Source organism: Saccharothrix coeruleofusca, from assembly GCF_017876325.1.
Lineage (GTDB): Bacteria > Actinomycetota > Actinomycetes > Mycobacteriales > Pseudonocardiaceae > Actinosynnema > Actinosynnema coeruleofuscum.
In genome coordinates, this window is sequence record NZ_JAGINV010000001.1 from 5,948,125 (window position 1) to 5,966,240 (window position 18,116).

Genomic DNA, 18,116 nt, shown 5'->3' on the forward strand with positions numbered 1-18,116 from the left:
TCGGCCGCAGGGGGCGGGACTAGCATTCCGTGAGTCAAGGTCCCGTACGCACGTACCTGGACCAGTCCACCACTGACGCTGGAGGCCGTTGCTGATGGCCGGCACCACCGCCACCGAGCGGGAGGGCACCTCACGGCGAGGCGGAACGCTCTACCGCGGCGACCTGGGCATGTGGTCCTGGGTCGCCCACCGCATCACCGGTGTGCTGACGTTCTTCTTCCTGTTCGCGCACGTACTGGACACCGCGCTGGTGCGGGTGTCGCCGGACGCCTACGACAAGGTCATCGAGACCTACAAGAACCCGGTCGTCAACCTGTTCGAGGTCGGCCTCGTCGGCGCGGTGCTCTACCACGCGCTCAACGGCATCCGGGTGATGCTGGTCGACTTCTGGTCCAAGGGCACGCAGTACCAGCGCCCCATGCTGTGGGCCATCCTCGGCATCTGGGTCGCCGTCATGATCCCCGGCACCTACTTCATGATGGTCCGCACGGTGACCGACCTGCTCGGCGGAGGGCACTGACCATGAGCGACCTGGTTCTCGACAAGCCCCGCTCGCCGCGCAGGCCCGCCGCCCGCCGCGGCAACTTCGAGCTCTACAGCTGGCTGTTCATGCGGATCTCCGGCGTGGCGCTGGTGGTGCTCGTGCTGGGCCACCTGTTCATCATGAACATCCTCGACGGCGGCGTGCACCGCATCAACTTCGGGTTCGTGGCGGGCCGGTGGGCCTCGCCGTTCTGGCAGTTCTGGGACCTGCTGATGCTGTGGCTGGCGCAGATCCACGGCGGCAACGGCCTGCGCACCGTGATCAACGACTACGCCCGCAAGGACGCCACCCGGTTCTGGCTGAAGGTGCTGCTGTTCACGTCCATGGTGCTGGTCATCGGCCTCGGCACGTACGTGATCTTCACCTTCGACCCGAACATCACCGACTGACCGGCCGCGGGAGTACGCCGACATGCAGTTCCACAAGTACGACGTCGTCATCATCGGCGCGGGCGGCGCCGGGATGCGCGCGGCCATCGAGTCCGGCCAGCGCGCCCGCACCGCGGTGCTGACCAAGCTGTACCCGACCCGGTCCCACACCGGCGCGGCCCAGGGCGGCATGTGCGCCGCGCTGGCCAACGTCGAGGAGGACAACTGGGAGTGGCACACCTTCGACACGATCAAGGGCGGTGACTACCTGGTCGACCAGGACGCCGCGGAGATCATGGCGAAGGAGGCCATCGACGCGGTCCTCGACCTGGAGAAGATGGGCCTGCCGTTCAACCGCACGCCCGAGGGCAAGATCGACCAGCGGCGGTTCGGCGGCCACACCCGCAACCACGGCGAGGCCGCGGTGCGCCGCGCCTGCTACGCCGCGGACCGCACCGGCCACATGATCCTGCAGACGCTGTACCAGAACTGCGTCAAGCACGGCATCGAGTTCTTCAACGAGTTCTACGTCCTGGACATCTGCCTGACCGAGACCGCCGACGGCCCGGTGTGCACCGGCGCGGTGGCCTACGAGCTGGCCACCGGCGAGATCCACGTGTTCCAGGCCAAGTCCGTGGTGTTCGCCACCGGCGGCTTCGGCAAGGTCTTCAAGACCACCTCCAACGCGCACACGCTGACCGGCGACGGCATGGGCATCGTGTTCCGCAAGGGCCTGCCGCTGGAGGACATGGAGTTCTACCAGTTCCACCCGACCGGCCTGGCGGGCCTGGGCATCCTGCTCACCGAGGGCGCCCGCGGCGAGGGCGCGATCCTGCGCAACGCCTCCGGCGAGCGGTTCATGGAGCGCTACGCGCCGACCATCAAGGACCTGGCGCCGCGCGACATCGTGGCCCGGTCGATGGCGCTGGAGGTGCTGGAGGGCCGAGGCGCGGGGCCGAACAAGGACTACGTGCTGCTGGACTGCACGCACCTGGGCGCGGAGGTCCTGGAGACCAAGCTGCCCGACATCACCGAGTTCGCCCGCACCTACCTGGCGGTGGACCCGGTGAAGGAGCCGGTGCCGGTGTACCCGACGGCGCACTACGCCATGGGCGGCATCCCCACCAACGTGCACGGCGAAGTGCTGCGGGACAACGACAACATCGTGCCCGGCCTCTACGCCGCGGGCGAGTGCGCCTGCGTGTCGGTGCACGGCGCGAACCGCCTGGGCACCAACTCGCTGCTGGACATCAACGTGTTCGGCCGCCGCGCGGGCATCGCCGCCGCGGAGTACGCGCTCTCCCACGACCACGTGGAGCTGCCGGAGAACCCGGCCGCGGGCGTGCAGGCGCAGATCGAGCTGGCGCTGTCCGAGCACGGCCACGAGCGGGTGGCCGACATCCGCACCGAGCTGCAGGCCACCATGGACGCCAACGCGTCGGTGTACCGGACCGAGGACACGCTCAAGCAGGCCCTGCACGACGTGCAGGCGCTGAAGGAGCGGTACCAGCGGATCACCGTGCAGGACAAGGGCAAGCGGTTCAACACCGACCTGCTGGAGGCCGTGGAGCTGGGCTTCCTGCTGGAGCTGGCCGAGGTCCTGGTGGTGGGCGCGCTGGCGCGCAAGGAGTCCCGCGGCGGCCACGCGCGCGAGGACTACCCCAACCGCGACGACACGAACTTCATGCGCCACAGCATGTACTACAAGCAGGGTGAGGGCCTGTCCGCCGACATCCGGCTGGACTACAAGCCCGTGACGTTCACCCGGTACCAGCCGATGGAGCGCAAGTACTGATGACCGCTACCGCTGAAGCCCCCACCGGCTCGCGCGGCGCCCAGCCGCCGGTCCCGGATGGCGCGATCACCATCACCCTGAAGGTCCGCCGGTTCAACCCGGAGTTCGACGACGAGCCGCGCTGGGACTCGTTCGAGATCCCCGCGCTGCCCTCGGACCGCGTGCTGAACCTGCTGCACTACGTGAAGTGGTACCTGGACGGCACGCTGACCTTCCGCCGGTCCTGCGCGCACGGCATCTGCGGCTCGGACGCCATGCGCATCAACGGCGTGAACCGGCTGGCCTGCAAGGTGCTGCTCAAGGACCTGCTGGCGGGCGGCGGCAAGCCGACCACGATCACCGTGGAGCCCATCAAGGGCCTGCCGGTGCACAAGGACCTGCTGGTCGACATGGAGCCGTTCTTCGAGGCGTACCGGGCGGTCAAGCCGTACCTGATCACCTACGGCAACGAGCCGACCCGCGAGCGGGTGCAGTCCATCGCCGACCGCGAGCGCTTCGACGACACCACCAAGTGCATCCTGTGCGCGGCCTGCACCACGTCGTGCCCGGTGTACTGGACCGAGGGCTCCTACTTCGGCCCGGCGGCGATCGTGAACGCCCACCGGTTCATCTTCGACTCCCGCGACGAGGGCGCCGAGGAGCGGCTGGACATCCTCAACGACGTCGACGGCGTGTGGCGCTGCCGGACCACGTTCAACTGCACCGACGCCTGCCCGCGCGGCATCCAGGTGACCAAGGCCATCCAGGAGGTCAAGCGCGCCCTGCTGTTCAAGCGCGTCTGACCACCCGCGAGAAGGGGGTGTCCGGGATTCCCGGACACCCCCTTCTCGCGCACCTGGCGCGGGTGATCAGCGCGGTAGTCTGTGCCGGTGTCAGGGCCACCTTGGAGCGCGTTCGGCGACGCCGCGCGCCGCCACCACGCCGACGCCCGAGCACTCTCCGAGCTGGGCCGCCACGGCAACGCCGACCACCTGGCCGGAGTCGCGGCCGAGTGCGGCCTGAAGGCGATCATCGTCGAGCACCTGGGCGGCGTGGTGACTCCGACGGGAAACCCAAGCACACCTTGGCTCAAGACGAACTCGGCCACCTCCCCGACCTCTGGAACCAGGTGTCCCTGGTCGCGCGGGGGCGCAACGGCGCGCAGTTCGTCGCGCTCATCACGGACGAGAACCCCTTCTCGCGATGGGACGTGAGCGAGCGCTACAGCGACGGCACCCACATCACCGCGACGAGGGCGGCGGAACACCTGGCGAGCGCGGCTCGGATCATCGCGATCCACGAACGGGCGACAATCGACGGGGCGCTGCCATGACGATCCGCTTCGACGACGCGTGGGCGCACGCCCTGGCTTCCGCCGACGAGGTGCGTCGAGGAGGGTCCGACGTCGTCCTGGTCAGGGACCTGATCGGCCGGGTGTCCCTCGTGGTGGACGGCCCGGTGCCCGCCGGGGCGGTCGAGAGGTTCCGCGAGGGCACCGGCCGCTTCGCCGCCCCCGCGCCGATCCTGTCCACGCACGACATGTTCGACCGGACTTCGGTGCTGAACTCGCCCGACCTGCACGTCCGCGAAGCGCGCAGCGGTGACCGGGGCAGCCTGGCGGTCCTGGAGCGGAGCGTCGTCGGAGCGGACTGGACCAGGCCCGACGACGCCCCGCCGCGCAAGCGCACCACCCTGTACGGCTTCAAGGGCGGCGTCGGCCGCTCGACCGCCACCCTGGTGCTGGCCGAGCACCTGGCCGCGCTGGGCCACTGCGTCCTGGTGGTCGACCTGGACCTCGAATCACCCGGTGTGGGAGCCCTGCTCCAGCACGAGGAGAACCTCCCCGAGCACGGCATCATCGACCACCTCGTGGAAGCCGCGGTGGGCAACGAGGACGGCCTGGACCTGGTCTCCCAGAGCCAGGTGCTCCTCACGTCCGGGAACGGCGAGGTGTGGGTCGCCGCCGCGGCGGGACGCCCCTCACCGGCGCACGACTACATGGCCAAGCTCAACCGCGTCTACACCGATCTCCCCCCTGGCCCGGACGGTCGGACGCGCGGGTTCGGCGATCGGCTCGACGACGCCATCAGCGCGTGCGAGGACCAGGTGGAGAGCCGAAGCCGACGCCCCGACGTGGTCCTGCTGGACAGCCGCGCGGGCATCCACGACATCGCGGCGGTCGCCATCACCCAGCTCAGCGATCTGAGCCTGCTCTTCGCCGCCGACAACACGCACACGTGGACCGGCTACGGCTTCCTGTTCAAGCAGTGGCGCGACAACCTCACCCCGGCCGACTTGGACCGGGTGCGCCAACGGCTGCGCATGGTCGCCTCGATGGTGCCACCCGCTCAGGCGAGCAGCTACCTCGAAGCGTTTCGGGACAACGCCCAGCAGTGTTTCGCGGATTTCCTGTACGACGACACGACTTCGTCCGATCCGGGCTCCTTCAACTTCGCACCGGGCGACGCGGACGCACCGCACAGCCCACTGCCCATCCTCTTCACGTCGGAGCTGGTCGGCCTGAACGCCAAGCGGCAAGGGGATTGGCACTCGCAACCACTGATCAGAGCCGCGTACGAGTCGTTCCTCGCCACTGCCACCGAGCTGATCACCGGGTAGGTCTGATGTCGCTCAGCCCCCACCACTACCGCGAACTGCTGGCCGCCGCCCTGCCGGTCGCGACCGACTCGGACACCTTGGACCCCGACGTCCGCACGCTGTTCACGCCCGCCAACCACCGCAAAGCGCTCGAACCGGACGTCACGGTGGTGCAAGGGGGCCGTGGCGTTGGCAAGACCGTGTGGTTCAAGGCATTGCAGAACGACCGGCTTCGGCAGCTCGCCGCCGCCGAGTACCAGCTTCCCCGGCTGAACCGGGTCACGCCGCTGGCCGGTTATGGAACGGCGCTGCGACCCGACCAGTACCCCAGTCAACGAGCGCTCGACCACCTCCAGCGGATCGCCAAGCCCGAGGACATCTGGACCGCGGTCGTCCTCTGCGCGGTCCGGGCCGAGGGGATCAGCGAACTGGTCGAGTGGTCGGATCGGGTCCGCTGGCTGCTGGAGCACCCGGACGCCAGCGAGAGGGCACTCGCCAAGGCTGACGACAACGCGGGCCGCCACGGCGTCACCATGCTGTTCCTCTTCGACGGGCTCGACCGGCTGCACAGCAGCCGCGACGTCAACGACAGCCTCGTGCGCGGCATCCTGCAGGTCGCCTTGGACCTGCGGACACGCACCCGGAACCTGCGGGCGAAGGTGTTCATCCGTCCGGACATGTTCGACGGGATCAGGTTGAACTTCCCGGACGCGTCGAAGCTCGTGGCCAACGCCGCCGACCTGACCTGGTCACCGACCAGCCTGTACGGCCTGCTGTTCCACCGCATGGGCAACTCCGACAACCCGCATTCGGCGCAGTTCATCGCTGACACCGGTGAGTGGGACACCCAGGGGGAACGCCGCACGCCACCGCGTTCTCTGGTCGGCGACAGCGAACACCAGAAGCAGGTCTTCACCGCGATCGCGGGTCCCTACATGGGCACGGACCGCCGCAAGGGGATCACCTACACCTGGCTGCCGAACCACCTGACGGACGGAATCGGCCAGGTGAGCCCACGCAGCTTCCTCGCCGCGCTGCGCAAGGCGACCGACATCACCGGGGAACGCCACTCGACCTACGAGTTCGCGCTGTACTGGGACGGCATCCGCCAAGGAGTGCAGGAGGCGTCGGGCATCCGGGTCGTGGAGATTCGCGAGGACATCCCCTGGGTCGCCACCGCGATCGCCCCGCTGGGCGGTCTTCAGGTGCCAATCGAGGAGTCGGACGTGGTCCAGCGGTGGGAGGAGCGCAAATTGCGGACCGCGCTGGACGAACTGTCCCAGCAGACCGCCGAGGGGAACGAGGAGCGTTCAGCTCCCACCGGTCCGCTGAGCACCGACTACGGCAAGCTCATCGCGGAGCTGATCGAGCTGGGCGTGATGAGCAGGCGGGCGAACGGGAAGCTCGACCTGCCCGACGTGTACCGCATCGCCTTCGACATCGGCCGCAAGGGCGGCGTGCCGCGAGTCCGCTGAGGGAGCGCCGCGAGCGGCGCTCCCTCGACCAGCTCAGACCCAGAAGACCGCCACGGCCGTGTTCAGCACGACCAGGCCCGCCATGGTGGGCGCGAGCCAGCTCGCGGCCCTGGGCTTGTTCACGTTGGCCGCCGCCAGGCCCGCGATGACCACCAGGACGAGCAGCTTCAGGCCGATCTTGAAGTGGTCGTAGTCCTTGTCGGTCAGCGGCGCGAGGCCGACCAGCGCCACGCCGGTGAGCAGCTGCAGCGCGCTGCCGTGCAGCCAGCCCTTGTTCAGCGGCGCGTCCGCGCCCGCGCGGCGCTGGACGAAGAACATGGCGACGAGCATCCCCATGCCGAGCAGGTGCAGGAACACCAGCAGCAGGCGCACGAACTCCACGGCGGAGCCTCCAGGTGTGGTGGGTTACTTCTTGCGGTGCGCACGCAGGCCGCGCAGCCCCAGCAGGCCGATGACCGTGCCGAAGGTCAGCGACGCGATGACGAGCAGCAGGTGCACGGTGAAGAACGCGGTCGGACCGGCGTCCCAGGAGCGGGGGTCCTTCCAGATGTTGCGCAGGAAGGTCGGCCAGATCACCCAGGACCACACCCCGAAGGCCAGCAGGAACGTCGACATGCCTCGGGAGAGCTTCACCGGAGCAGTATCGGACGTGGCGGGTGCACGTCACTCAACCGGGGTGGCTAGCCTGAGTGCGTGCGTTCCTCCCGACGGCCCGCAGTCGCTCTGGTCCTGGCTGCCTGCACGCTGATGGCCACGGCGTTCGCCGCGCCGGTCGCCGGTGCGCAGCAGCCCGCCCCCTGCGAGAACAAGGTGTCGCCGCCTCCCCCGGTCGACACGTCCGAACAGGTGCCGCCCGGCACCCAGGCACCGCGCCCGCTGGAGGTGCCGGAGAACCCGGTCGGCGGCGAGCGGCTGGGCGAGTGCGGCCTGGTGCTGCCGCCCAACGCCCAGAAGCTGCCGGACAACATCACCGCCCGCAGCTGGCTGCTGGCGGACATGGACAGCGGTGCCGTGCTGGCCGCCTACGACCCGCACGGCCGACAGCGGCCCGCGTCGGTCATCAAGGTGCTGCTGGCCACCGTCGTGGCCAAGGAGCTGCCGCTGGACGCCAAGGTGGCGGCCACGGCCGAGGACGTGGCGCAGGAGTGCACCTGCGTGGGTCTGCGCGTGGGCGGGGAGTACACCGTCGAGCAGCTGCTGCAGGCGCTGGTGATGGCCTCGGGCAACGACGTGGCGCACGCGCTGGCCCGCAGGCTGGGCGGTGTGCCCAGCGCGGTGCGCAAGATGAACGCGCTGGCCGCCGAGCTGGGCGCGCTGGACACCCGCGCGATCACCCCGTCCGGTCTGGACGCGCCGGGCACCAGCACCTCGGCCTACGACGTGGCGCTGATCTTCCGCGCGGCGATGAAGTACCCGGACTTCGCCAAGGCGGTGGCCACGCAGCGGATCAACTTCCCGCACCCCAGCGGCCGGGGGACGACGCTGGTCGTCAACGACAACCCGCTGCTGACCGCCTACCAGGGCGCGCTGGGCGGCCGGGGCGGTTTCACCGACGACGCCCAGTACACCTACGTGGGCGCGGCGCAGCGGGACGGCAGGCGGCTGGTGGTGGTGCTGCTGCGCGGCCAGCAGCAGCCGCTGACGATCGCCAACCAGGCCGCCAGGCTGCTGGACTACGGGTTCGGGCTGGGCCCCAGCGCGTCGAACAACCCGGTGGGCAAGCTGGTCGACGGGGCGCAGCAGGTGCGCAAGAAGACCACCGAGCCGACGCCGACCGACGCGGCGGTGGGCGAGGTGGCGAAGTCCCAGGACGACACCCGCGCCTCGGCGATGACCACGGCGTTCGGCAACGTGGGCGGGCCGATCACGGCCGCCGCGGGGCTCGGCCTGCTGCTGGGCCTGGTGATGTACCTGCGCAACCGCCGGGCCAAGGCGGCCCGCGCCCGCCGCGCCGCCGCCGCCGCCGCGAGCCAGCAGAACACCTAGAACGCACCTGAGCCGTCGATCCGGGGGCCTGGCCGCTCACGCGCCCAGGCCCCCGACCGCGTCCGCAAGTACTACCCGACCCGCTCCCTGGGGCCGGTGACCACTACCCGAGCGCGCGGCCGGTCAGCGGGAACGGCGGCGGAACAGCGCGCCGAGCAGCAGACCGGTGCCGACCAGGCCCAGCGCGGTGCGCGGGTTCGGGCCGGAGCGGACCTCCACCACCGGGCTGATGATCGCCGGGGGCGGCGGCCTCGGCGGGTCGCGCAGCGCGTTCTCCCTGGCCGTGGCGGTCCACGCGGTGATGAACAGCAGGAACTGCGCCACCAGGTTGGCGAAGAACAGCACGCCGATGACCGGCCCGAACGCCGCGCCCGCCGGTGAGGTCGTCACGGTCGACAGGTACAGCGACCCGGCCTGCTTGAGCACCTCGAACCCGACCGAGGCCGCCGCCGCGCCCTTGACCGCGCTGCGCCACGACACGGGCTTGCGCGGCAGCTTGGCCAGCACCCACAGGAACACCAGCCAGTTGGCCACCAGGCCGACCAGGATGCTGCTGGCCTTGAGCAGCACCTGCGCCCACCACGCGCCCGCCAGGCCGACGAACTCCAGCACCTCGTGCGCGAACCAGCCGCCCGCCGCGGTGATGCCGAACGAGACCACCAGCGCGACGCCCAGCCCCAGCAGCGCCAGCAGGTCCTTCAGCGTGGTCTTCAGCAGCGGCAGGTCCGCCTTGGCGTGCCCCCACTGGGCGGTCAGCGCGTCGCGGAGGTTGGTGATCCACCCCATCCCGGAGTACACGGCGGCGAGCAGGCCGAACACGCCGACCGTGCCCTTGGAGTCGATGGCCTGCTTGACCACGTCGTTGATGGTGTCGCCGAGCGGGCCGGGCACCGCCTCGGCGATGCCCGCCTGCAGCTCGGCCAGCAGTCCCGGCTGCGAGGTCAGCACGATGCCCGCGATGGCGAAGCCGATCATCAGCAGCGGCACCAGCGACAGCACGCTGAAGTAGGTCACGGCCGCTGCGTAGTGCGCGCCGTACTGCTCGGTGTACCGCGAGCCCGCCCTGATCAGGTGATCGAACCACCTGTGCTCGGCCCTCAGTCGGGCGAGCTTCGATTCCGCCACGTGCAGAAGTTAGTGCGGGAGGTGATCACTCGCCACTCGACAGGAAGCCGACGCGCTCGTAGACGCGCCGCAGCGTCACCGACGCCACCTGCCTGGCCCGCTCCGCGCCCTTGGCGAGCACCTTGTCCAGCTCGGCCGGGTCGTCCAGGTACTCCCGCACGCGCGCTTGGATCGGCGTGACGAACTCGGTGAACACCTCGCCGAGGTCCTTCTTCAGGTCGCCGTAGCCCTTGCCCTCGTACGAGGCCACCAGCTCGTCGACGCTCCGGCCGCTGAGCGCGGAGTAGATCACCAGCAGGTTGCTGACGCCCGCCTTGTTCTCCGGGTCGTAGACGATCTCGCGGCCGGTGTCGGTGACCGCGGAGCGGATCTTCTTGGCCGACCGCTTCGGGTCCTCCAGCAGCTCCACCACGCCCGCGGGCACCGACTTGCTCATCTTCGACGTCGGGTCCTGCAGGTCGTAGATCTTGGCGGTGTCCTTGACGATGTGCGGCTCGGGCAGCCGGAAGGTCTTGCCGAAGCGGGTGTTGAACCGCTGCGCCAGGTCGCGGGTCAGCTCCAGGTGCTGGCGCTGGTCCTCGCCGACGGGCACGTGGTGCGCCTGGTAGAGCAGGATGTCGGCGGCCTGCAGGATCGGGTAGGTGAACAGGCCGACGCCGACCTGGGTCTCCTGCCGCGCCGACTTGTCCTTGAACTGGGTCATCCGGCTGGCCTCGCCGAAGCCGGTGATGCACTGGAGCACCCAGCTCAGCTGGGCGTGCTCGGGCACGTGGCTCTGCACGAACAGCGTCGCCCGGTCCGGGTCGATGCCCAGGGCGAGCAGCTGGGCGGCGGACAGCCGGGTGTTCTGCCGCAGCACCTTGGGGTCCTGCTCGACGGTGATCGCGTGCAGGTCGACCACGGAGTAGAACGCGTCGTGCGTGTCCTGCAGCGGAACCCACTGCCGCAGCGCGCCGAGGTAGTTGCCCAGGTGGAACGAGCTCGCCGTCGGCTGGATGCCGGACAGCACGCGCGGTCGGCTGGCGGGCGGCGCTGCGGGAGTCGCTGCCGGGGACGCTGCTGGGTTCTCGGTCTCTGCGGCCACGCCGGGATTCTCCCAGGCGGTCAGACCTGGCTGGCGGCGGGCTGGGTCTCCGGCTGCGGCTCGGACGTCCGGACCTCCGCCGCGCGCAGCACCGCGCGGCGCCTGCGGACCAGGCCCGCGACCATGCCCACCGCGCCGAAGGTCACCGCGGCCAGACCGACCGGCGCGTTGAGCGGGCCGAGGCCCGCCGCGACCGTGCCGTCCGCCGCGACCGCGACGCCCGGCGCCGCCAGCGCCGACGTCGTTCCCACGACCAGACCCAGTGCTGCCCCAGGACCGCGCACCGCCCAGCCTCCTCACCAACATCGCGTCACCGCTTGGGGTGAACCTTGTTGACGGACGGCCGCGAACCTATCGAAGCTGATGGGCTGTCGTGTTCATTTCAGGTAAACCGCGACCGGGCGCAGAGACTAGCCGTGCCCGATCATCCCGCGTCCTCCGGGGCCACCTCTCTCCGCCGAACTGCGGCTCAGTGCCGGTCGCACGGGCGCGCCCGGCATCTCTATAGCACCGCTAGACATGACACCGAAGCGGGTATAGCATGGCTATAGAAGTCAACGAGGAGGACCACCATGACGACCGACACCGCGACCCGGCTGTCCGAGGATCAGATCGCCGAGCTGCTCACGCAGCTGGCGACGCAGGTCGCCTACCCGCAGCGCTCCCCCGTGCTCCGCACGCCGGAGGACGTCGGGCTCGACTACGAGGAGGTCACCTTCCCCTCGGCCGACGGGATTCCGCTGGAAGCCTGGTACATCCCGTGCGAGGGCTCGGACAAGCTGGTCATCGCCAACCACCCGCTCAACTTCAACCGCTACGGCTACCCGTCGCACCTGGAGCGCTGGCAGGCGTTCGGCGCGGCGGGCGGCAACACCTTCGAGGTGGACTACATGGCGGACTACCGCATCCTGCACGACGCCGGCTACCACGTCCTGACCTACGACTTCCGCAACCAGGGGCAGTCCGGGCAGGCCAACGGCGGCCTCGGCGGGCAGGGGTTCATGGCGCGCGACGTCGTCGGCTCCCTGCTGTTCGCGCGGTCCGACCCGCGCACCAGGGGGCTGACCATCGGCCTGTTCAGCCGCTGCCAGGGCGCGAACGCCTCGATGTACGCGATGCACCGCCTGCCCGAGCAGTTCGACGACGTCCGGTGCATGGTCGCCCCGCAGCCGCTGTCGGTGCACGCGACCCTCGCCCGCGCGCTGGAGGCGATGGGCATCCCGGACCGGCTGGCCCAGCTGGAGCGCGAGATCCAGCTCGTGAGCGGCCTGACCCGCGAGGTGACCACGCCGATCCCGGCCGCCGCCTCGGTGCGCGTGCCGACCTTCCTGTACCAGGTGCGCGACGACCTGATGACCACGCCCGACGACGTGCAGACGATCTTCGACGCCATCCCGATCGCGGAGAAGCGGCTGATGTGGATCGAGGGCACCACCGCCCGCTGGGACGGCTACCTGGAGTTCCAGCGCAACCCGGAGCCCATGCTCGCCTGGTTCGCCGAGCACATGGGCTGACGGTGCCGCCACGGGTCGCGCCCCCGGACTCGCCCACACGGCCGCCGGGGGCGCCGCCCTTACACTGGCCCGCGAGATGACCGCCCCCGACAGCACCCCCCTGGACCAGCTGCCACCGCGGCAGCGCATCCTGCGCGCGGCCGCGACGCTGTTCGAGCGGTCCGCCACCACCGACGTCTCGACCAGGGAGGTCCAGCGCCTGGCCGGGGTCACCGCGCCGACGCTCTACCACCACTTCAAGGACAAGACCGGGCTCGTCGAGGCGGTCATCGAGGACGCCTTCGCCCGCTACCTCGCCGAGAAGCGCGAGTCGGTGGCGGGTCTGAGCCCGCTGAGCACGCTGCGGGTCGGCTGGGACCTGCACGTCGGGTTCGGCCTCGACCAGCCCGTCCTGTACCGCCTCATGTACGCCCCCGCCGAGCCTCGGCGCGAGGTGCCCGCCGCCCGGATGGCGCGCGAGGAGCTGCGGTCGAGCCTGCTCGCCCTGCGGGACGCGGGGCTGCTCGTCGTCCCGGTGGACGAGGCGGTCGCCCTGCTGGAAGCCGCCGCGACCGGCGCCACCCTCCACCTCATCCGGCACGGCGGCGGCTCCGACGCGCCGCACGCGCGGCAGCTCAGGGACGCGGTGATCGCGCGGCTCACGGGCACCACCCGCGAGGACGGGCAGCTCGGGCACGGGCCCGCCGCCCGCCAGCTGCTCGGCGCCCTGCCCGACACCGGCGTGCCGGGGCTGAGCGACCAGGAGCTCGCGCTGCTGCGCGACTGGCTCTCGCGCATCACCACCGCCGCGCCGGACACCCCGAACTGAGCGCCAAGCACCCCGAACCGAGCGTTCACGCACCCCGGTAGTAGTTACCGGCCCTGGGGCGACCCTCGGGTAGTACTTGCAGGCGCCGTGGTGCTAGCGCTGGGGGTCCACCCGGCCGTAGGTGGTGGTGCGCTGGCGGGCGGGCCTGCCCGCCAGCGCGGCGGTGGCGGCCAGCTGCGCGACGGTCCGCGCCGAGCCGTGCTCGGACCCGGCCATCCGGCTGATGGTCTCCTCCATCAGCGTCCCGCCCAGGTCGTTCGCGCCGCCCCGGAGCACCTCCGCGGTGCCCTCGTCGCCCAGCTTCACCCACGAGCACTGGATGTTGTCCACCCGGCCGTGCAGGGCGAGCCGGGCGAAGGCGTGCACCGCGCGGTTGTCCCGCCGGGTCGGCCCCGGCCGCGCCACGCCCGCCAGGTAGATCGGCGCGTTGCGGTGCACGAACGGCAGGCCCACGAACTCGGTCAGGCCGCCGGTGCGGTCCTGCAGCTTCGCCAGGGTCCGGAAGTGCCCCAGCCAGTGGCCGGGGTGGTCGACGTGCCCGTACATCATCGTCGACGACGAGCGGATGCCCACCTCGTGCGCGGTGGCCACGACCTCCAGCCAGGTGGCGGCGGGCAGCTTGCCCTTGGTCAGCACCCAGCGCACGTCGTCGTCCAGGATCTCCGCCGCGGTGCCGGGGATGGTGTCCAGCCCGGCCGCGCGCAGCTCGGTCAGCCACTCGCGCACGCTCACGCCCGCCTTGGCCGCCGCGCTGACCACCTCCATCGGGCTGAACGCGTGGACGTGCATGCCCGGCACCCGCCGCTTGATCGCCCGCACCACGTCGGCGTAGTAGGTGACCGGCAGCTTCGGGTCGATGCCGCCCTGCATGCACACCTCGGTGGCACCCGCGTCCCACGCCTCCTGGGCGCGGTCGGCCACCTCCTCCACGGACAGCCGGAACGCGTCGGCGTCGCGCTCCCGCTGGGCGAACGCGCAGAACCGGCAGCCGACGTAGCAGACGTTGGAGAAGTTGATGTTGCGGTTGACCACGTAGGTCACGTCGTCGCCGACCACCTCGGCGCGCAGCTCGTCGGCCAGCCGGGTCATCGCCTCCAGCGCGGCGCCGTCCGCGGTCAGCAGCGCCATCGCCGCGTCGGTGTCCTCCAGCAGCCCGGCCGGGTCGTCCGCGGCCAGCTTGAGCGCGCGGACGGCGTCCCCCGGCAGCCGCTCCACCGCCTTGGGCACGCTCAGCGCGCTCCAGTCGCCGTAGACGCTGTCGAAGTCACCGCGGCGGTCCCCGGTGCGGCCCTCGGTGTCGATCGCGGTGTGCAGGTCGGCGCGGCCGTAGGTGTCCAGGCCGCCGTCGGGCTCCTGCCACTCGCGGCCGACCACCTCGGCGTCCGGGTCGGCCAGGCCGTCCTCGCGGGCCAGCGCGGACACGTGGGCGGTCAGCCGGGCGTCGATCCACTGGCCCGCCGCGGCGCGGACGTAGCGCGGGTAGACCGCCAGCCGCTCGCGCAGCTCGAAGCCCGCCTCGGCGGTCACCTCGGCCAGCCGGTCGACCTGCGGCCACGGCCGCTCCGGGTTGACGTGGTCGGGGGTCACCGGGGACACCCCGCCCCAGTCGTCGATCCCGGCGCGCAGCATCAGCCCGAACTCCTCGCCGACCAGGTTCGGCGGGGCCTGCACGCTCACCGACGACGGCATCACCAGCCGCGCCACGGCGATCGTGGCGGCCAGCTCGCGCAGGTCGGCGTCGGGCATCCCGCGCATCGCGGTGTCCGGCTTGGCCCGGAAGTTCTGGATGATCACCTCCTGCACGTGCCCGTACTGGCGGGCGACCGCGCGCATGGCCAGCAGCGAGTCGGCGCGCTCGGCCAGGGTCTCGCCGATGCCGATCAGCACGCCCGTGGTGAACGGGACGTTCACCCGGCCCGCGTCGGTGAGCACCCGCAGCCGGACCGCGGGCTCCTTGTCCGGGCTGCCGTAGTGCGGGCCGCCCTTCTCGCTCCACAGCCGCTCCGCCGTGGTCTCCAGCATCATCCCCATGCTGGCCGCCACCGGCCGCAGCCGCTGCAGCTCCTCCCAGCTCAGCACGCCGGGGTTGAGGTGCGGCAGCAGCCCGGTCTCCTCCAGCACCGCGATCGCGCAGGCCCGGACGTAGTCCAGGGTGGACGAGTAGCCGCGCGCCTCCAGCCACTCCCGCGCCGCGGGCCAGCGCTCCTCCGGCCGGTCGCCGAGGGTGAACAGCGCCTCCTTGCACCCCTGCGCGGCGGCCCGGCGGGCGATGTCGAGCACCTCGTCGCGCTCCAGGAACGCGGCGGGCAGCTTGTGCGGGACGGTCGCGAACGTGCAGTAGTGGCAGCGGTCCCGGCACAGCCTGGTCAGCGGGATGAACGCGTTGCGGCTGTAGGTGACCACCCCCGGCCGCCCCTCGGCGAGCAGGTGCGCGTCGCGCACCCGGCCCGCGGCGGCCAGCAGCGCGTCCAGGTCCTCCCCGCGCGCGTGCAGCAGCACCGCCGCCTCGGTCGCGTCCAAGACGGCCCCGTCCGCGGCGCGGCGCAACGCGCGCCGCATCGCCGACGGGGACGGTGCGGGCTCCGGCGGGGTGATCGAGATGTCCACGGCCACGTCAACGACCCTAGAGCGAGGAAATTCCGCCCACCCGCAACCGTGACGTTCCCCCCACCCCGCGAGTCGAACCCCCAGGCACCACGACCTGCGCGTTCGCGCACCCCGAACCCGGCGTTCAGGCACTCTGAACTGCGCGTTCGCGCACCCCGAACCCCGCGCTCAAGCACCCCGGCCCCGCGTCCGCGTCACTCGGACGTGGACGACCGGAGCGGATCAGGTGGAGTCACCGACCGCGGACCCGAACAGGTCGAGGCGGCGCCCCGCCTGCGAATGGCGCCGGACACCGGGTCAGCTCCTGGCCTCGCAGTCCGAACACCGCCTCTTGGCCACCAACGCCGGATTGCCACCCCCGTTCGCGGGGACGGGAATCCCGTTGCCGACCCGCTCCCACGCCCTCGGGTCGCCGGAAATCTCTCCCCAGTACCTCGGAATGTCCGATTCGGTGTTGTGCGGACAATCAGGCAGGTGGGCGACCGAAGCCGGGCTGATCAGGACCAGGTCGTAGGTGCGAGCACGTCGGGGCGGAGCGGCGCGGGTGTGCTCGCACTGACCGATCAGCAGGTCGCACCTGGTGCAGCGGCTCTCCACGCCACGACCATGTCAGCCACCGGCAGATCAGTCAAACATGATGGCTACAGACGTATTTCGCGGCACGCCGCCGTCCCGCCGAGCGCTATCGGGGAGGACACGCCTCAGCCCGATCAGCGCATTGACTGATTCGAACCGATATCGACCCCGACAGATCTCCTGCCGAGCACGACTCGACAAGAGAAGCGGAATTCACCGGGATGGGCCGTCCCATCAGTCACCCGCCTGATCGAGCAGTCCGCGAACGACTTGCCCGCGCTGAACCGGCTCAGCAGTCCACGGCGTTCAACACACCCCAGAGGTAGGCACGAGGGTCAGGCCGCGTACAGCTGTCCCTGGTCTCCATCACCCGCTGCCGGAAGTACGGGTTGCGGATGCTCGAACCGCTCACGAGGTCGACCGGTCGGCCCAGGATTCGCTCCAACCCCTCCTTCAGGGCAAAGAAGCGGTCGAAGTCCGGTGGGACGTCGAACTCCACGAGAACGTCCACATCGCTGGACGCGATGTGGAAGGAGTCATCCACCGCGGACCCGAACAGGTCGAGGCGGCGAACCCCCAGCGAACGGCACAGCTCTCCGATTCCGGGCAGCTCGGCCGCGATGAGCTCGTGCACCTCAGGCGTAGGTGATCGTCACCGGGGCGTGGTCCGACCAGCGCTCGGCGTACGTGGCCGCCCGCTCCACCACCGCCGAGGTGGCCCGCGCCGCCAGCCCCTCGGTCGCCACCTGGTAGTCGATCCGCCAGCCGGAGTCGTTGTCGAACGCCTTCCCCCGGTAGGACCACCAGGTGTACGGCCCGACCGCGTCCGGGTGCAGCGACCGCACCACGTCCACGTACCGCGCCTCGCCGAACACCCGGTCCAGCCAGGCCCGCTCCGACGGCAGGAACCCGGACGACTTCTGGTTGGTCTTCCACGCCTTCAGGTCGACCTCGCGGTGGGCGATGTTCCAGTCGCCGCACACCAGCACCTCGCGCCCGCCCGCCGCGGCCTTGTCGCGCAGCTCCACCAGGTACGGCAGGAACGCCGCCATGAAGCGGTCCTTCTCGTCCTGCCGGGGCGTGCCCACGTCGCCGCTGGGCAGGTACAGGCTGGCCACCACCAGGTTCGGCAGCTCCACCTCCACGTAGCGCCCGGAGTGCTCGAACTCCGGCGCGCCGAAGCCGACGCGCACCGCGGTGGGCGCCGCCCTGGTCAGCACGGCGACGCCGTTGCGGCCCTTGACCTCGCTGTGGGCGTGCGCGACGTGCCAGCCCTCGGGGGAGCGCACCTCGTCGGGCAGCTGGCCCGGCTCGGCGCGCACCTCCTGCAGGCACACCACGTCCGCCGGGGTGGCGGCGAGCCACTCCAGGTAGCCCTTCTTGGCGGCGGCGCGCAGGCCGTTGACGTTGACGGTGGAGACGGTCAGCACCCGCCGAGCCTATCCGGCGACCACCCAGCCGTGCGGGTAGTGCGCGCCGCACCCGGAGCAGCGCGCGACCAGGCCCAGCATGTGCACCATCGGGCTGGAGCCCTCGGGCGAGGGCACGCCCACCACCTCGTGCCCGTCCAGCGAGGCCCGCAGGCCCGGCCACTCGGGCTCGCACGCGCACGTCGTCACGGCCCCGCGGCCGGACCGCCACCTGAAGAACATGCGCC

General features: G+C 71.0%; 19 protein-coding genes. 10 read left to right on the top strand and 9 right to left on the bottom strand.

Annotated elements, in window-relative coordinates; all coding sequences use genetic code 11:
- Positions 1–94 precede the first annotated feature (94 nt).
- The 7 genes from sdhC (at position 95) to JOF41_RS26915 (ending at position 6,759) form a co-directional block, all read left to right on the top strand.
- Positions 95–520 (top strand): succinate dehydrogenase, cytochrome b556 subunit, encoded by a 426-nt coding sequence (gene sdhC, locus JOF41_RS26885; protein ID WP_189224286.1) that lies wholly within the window; start codon positions 95–97, stop codon positions 518–520.
- A 2-nt stretch (positions 521–522) separates the two neighbouring features.
- On the top strand, positions 523–933 hold the full coding sequence (locus JOF41_RS26890) for a succinate dehydrogenase hydrophobic membrane anchor subunit (protein ID WP_189224285.1): 411 nt from the start codon (positions 523–525) through the stop codon (positions 931–933).
- Positions 934–955: 22 nt separating this feature from the next.
- Positions 956–2,707, top strand: coding sequence for a succinate dehydrogenase flavoprotein subunit (gene sdhA / locus JOF41_RS26895; protein ID WP_189224284.1), 1,752 nt, complete (start codon positions 956–958; stop codon positions 2,705–2,707).
- Positions 2,707–3,489, top strand: coding sequence for a succinate dehydrogenase iron-sulfur subunit (locus tag JOF41_RS26900; protein WP_189224283.1), 783 nt, complete (start codon positions 2,707–2,709; stop codon positions 3,487–3,489). The genes sdhA and JOF41_RS26900 overlap by 1 nt, the downstream gene beginning before the upstream one ends.
- Before the next feature lie 326 nt (positions 3,490–3,815).
- A complete protein-coding gene (locus JOF41_RS26905; protein WP_209622920.1) occupies positions 3,816–4,019 on the top strand; it encodes a hypothetical protein in 204 nt (67 codons plus the stop codon).
- Positions 4,016–5,305 (top strand): KGGVGR-motif variant AAA ATPase, encoded by a 1,290-nt coding sequence (locus JOF41_RS26910; protein WP_189224281.1) that lies wholly within the window; start codon positions 4,016–4,018, stop codon positions 5,303–5,305. Before JOF41_RS26905 ends, JOF41_RS26910 begins: the two co-directional genes overlap by 4 nt.
- Before the next feature lie 5 nt (positions 5,306–5,310).
- The gene (locus tag JOF41_RS26915; RefSeq protein ID WP_209622922.1) at positions 5,311–6,759 is read left to right on the top strand and encodes a hypothetical protein; all 1,449 of its coding nucleotides are present in this window, start codon (positions 5,311–5,313) and stop codon (positions 6,757–6,759) included.
- 33 nt (positions 6,760–6,792) lie between these two features.
- Here the strand turns inward: JOF41_RS26915 and JOF41_RS26920 are convergent, their stop codons facing one another.
- Positions 6,793–7,140 carry a hypothetical protein gene (locus JOF41_RS26920; protein ID WP_189224279.1) on the bottom strand — a complete coding sequence of 116 codons (348 nt, stop codon included), beginning with the start codon at positions 7,138–7,140 and terminating at the stop codon, positions 6,793–6,795.
- Between the two features lie 24 nt (positions 7,141–7,164).
- On the bottom strand, positions 7,165–7,392 hold the full coding sequence (locus JOF41_RS26925; protein WP_189224278.1) for an SCO4848 family membrane protein: 228 nt from the start codon (positions 7,390–7,392) through the stop codon (positions 7,165–7,167).
- 60 nt (positions 7,393–7,452) lie between these two features.
- Between JOF41_RS26925 and JOF41_RS26930 the strand changes: the two genes are divergently transcribed.
- On the top strand, positions 7,453–8,745 hold the full coding sequence (locus JOF41_RS26930; RefSeq protein WP_209622923.1) for a D-alanyl-D-alanine carboxypeptidase family protein: 1,293 nt from the start codon (positions 7,453–7,455) through the stop codon (positions 8,743–8,745).
- 123 nt (positions 8,746–8,868) lie between these two features.
- On the opposite strand, the gene yhjD is transcribed toward JOF41_RS26930, so the two are convergent.
- The 3 genes from yhjD to JOF41_RS26945 form a co-directional block, all read right to left on the bottom strand.
- Positions 8,869–9,870 (bottom strand): inner membrane protein YhjD, encoded by a 1,002-nt coding sequence (yhjD, locus tag JOF41_RS26935; RefSeq protein WP_189224276.1) that lies wholly within the window; start codon positions 9,868–9,870, stop codon positions 8,869–8,871.
- 25 nt (positions 9,871–9,895) lie between these two features.
- Positions 9,896–10,879, bottom strand: coding sequence for a tryptophan--tRNA ligase (trpS, locus tag JOF41_RS26940; protein ID WP_189224275.1), 984 nt, complete (start codon positions 10,877–10,879; stop codon positions 9,896–9,898).
- Positions 10,880–10,974: 95 nt separating this feature from the next.
- The gene (locus tag JOF41_RS26945; RefSeq protein ID WP_189224274.1) at positions 10,975–11,238 is read right to left on the bottom strand and encodes a hypothetical protein; all 264 of its coding nucleotides are present in this window, start codon (positions 11,236–11,238) and stop codon (positions 10,975–10,977) included.
- A gap of 288 nt (positions 11,239–11,526) precedes the next feature.
- Here JOF41_RS26945 and JOF41_RS26950 point away from each other — a divergent pair, with 288 nt between their 5' ends.
- Positions 11,527–12,468: an alpha/beta hydrolase family protein gene (locus JOF41_RS26950; RefSeq protein ID WP_209622925.1), complete on the top strand. Its 942-nt coding sequence runs from the start codon at positions 11,527–11,529 to the stop codon at positions 12,466–12,468.
- A gap of 76 nt (positions 12,469–12,544) precedes the next feature.
- Positions 12,545–13,276 carry a TetR/AcrR family transcriptional regulator gene (locus tag JOF41_RS26955; RefSeq protein ID WP_209622927.1) on the top strand — a complete coding sequence of 244 codons (732 nt, stop codon included), beginning with the start codon at positions 12,545–12,547 and terminating at the stop codon, positions 13,274–13,276.
- 93 nt (positions 13,277–13,369) lie between these two features.
- On the opposite strand, the gene JOF41_RS26960 is transcribed toward JOF41_RS26955, so the two are convergent.
- The 4 genes from JOF41_RS26960 to JOF41_RS26975 all read right to left on the bottom strand — a co-directional run bounded on the left by JOF41_RS26960 (position 13,370) and on the right by JOF41_RS26975 (position 18,111).
- Positions 13,370–15,889 carry a bifunctional FO biosynthesis protein CofGH gene (locus tag JOF41_RS26960; protein WP_209622929.1) on the bottom strand — a complete coding sequence of 840 codons (2,520 nt, stop codon included), beginning with the start codon at positions 15,887–15,889 and terminating at the stop codon, positions 13,370–13,372.
- An 859-nt stretch (positions 15,890–16,748) separates the two neighbouring features.
- Positions 16,749–17,093 carry a nucleotidyltransferase family protein gene (locus tag JOF41_RS26965; protein WP_209622931.1) on the bottom strand — a complete coding sequence of 115 codons (345 nt, stop codon included), beginning with the start codon at positions 17,091–17,093 and terminating at the stop codon, positions 16,749–16,751.
- A 1-nt stretch (position 17,094) separates the two neighbouring features.
- The gene (locus JOF41_RS26970; RefSeq protein ID WP_189224269.1) at positions 17,095–17,889 is read right to left on the bottom strand and encodes an exodeoxyribonuclease III; all 795 of its coding nucleotides are present in this window, start codon (positions 17,887–17,889) and stop codon (positions 17,095–17,097) included.
- 9 nt (positions 17,890–17,898) lie between these two features.
- A complete protein-coding gene (locus JOF41_RS26975) occupies positions 17,899–18,111 on the bottom strand; it encodes a hypothetical protein (protein ID WP_189224268.1) in 213 nt (70 codons plus the stop codon).
- Positions 18,112–18,116 lie beyond the last annotated feature (5 nt).

Excerpts from the sequence above, each read along its gene's own strand:
- sdhC (WP_189224286.1), top strand. The coding sequence starts at position 95 with ATGGCCGGCACCACCGCCACCGAGCGGGAGGGCACCTCACGGCGAGGC.
- sdhA (WP_189224284.1), top strand. The coding sequence starts at position 956 with ATGCAGTTCCACAAGTACGACGTCGTCATCATCGGCGCGGGCGGCGCC.
- JOF41_RS26910 (WP_189224281.1), top strand. The coding sequence starts at position 4,016 with ATGACGATCCGCTTCGACGACGCGTGGGCGCACGCCCTGGCTTCCGCC.
- JOF41_RS26975 (WP_189224268.1), bottom strand. The coding sequence starts at position 18,111 with ATGTTCTTCAGGTGGCGGTCCGGCCGCGGGGCCGTGACGACGTGCGCG.
- JOF41_RS26950 (WP_209622925.1), top strand. The coding sequence starts at position 11,527 with ATGACGACCGACACCGCGACCCGGCTGTCCGAGGATCAGATCGCCGAG.
- JOF41_RS26890 (WP_189224285.1), top strand. The coding sequence starts at position 523 with ATGAGCGACCTGGTTCTCGACAAGCCCCGCTCGCCGCGCAGGCCCGCC.
- JOF41_RS26900 (WP_189224283.1), top strand. The coding sequence starts at position 2,707 with ATGACCGCTACCGCTGAAGCCCCCACCGGCTCGCGCGGCGCCCAGCCG.
- JOF41_RS26915 (WP_209622922.1), top strand. The coding sequence starts at position 5,311 with ATGTCGCTCAGCCCCCACCACTACCGCGAACTGCTGGCCGCCGCCCTG.
- JOF41_RS26955 (WP_209622927.1), top strand. The coding sequence starts at position 12,545 with ATGACCGCCCCCGACAGCACCCCCCTGGACCAGCTGCCACCGCGGCAG.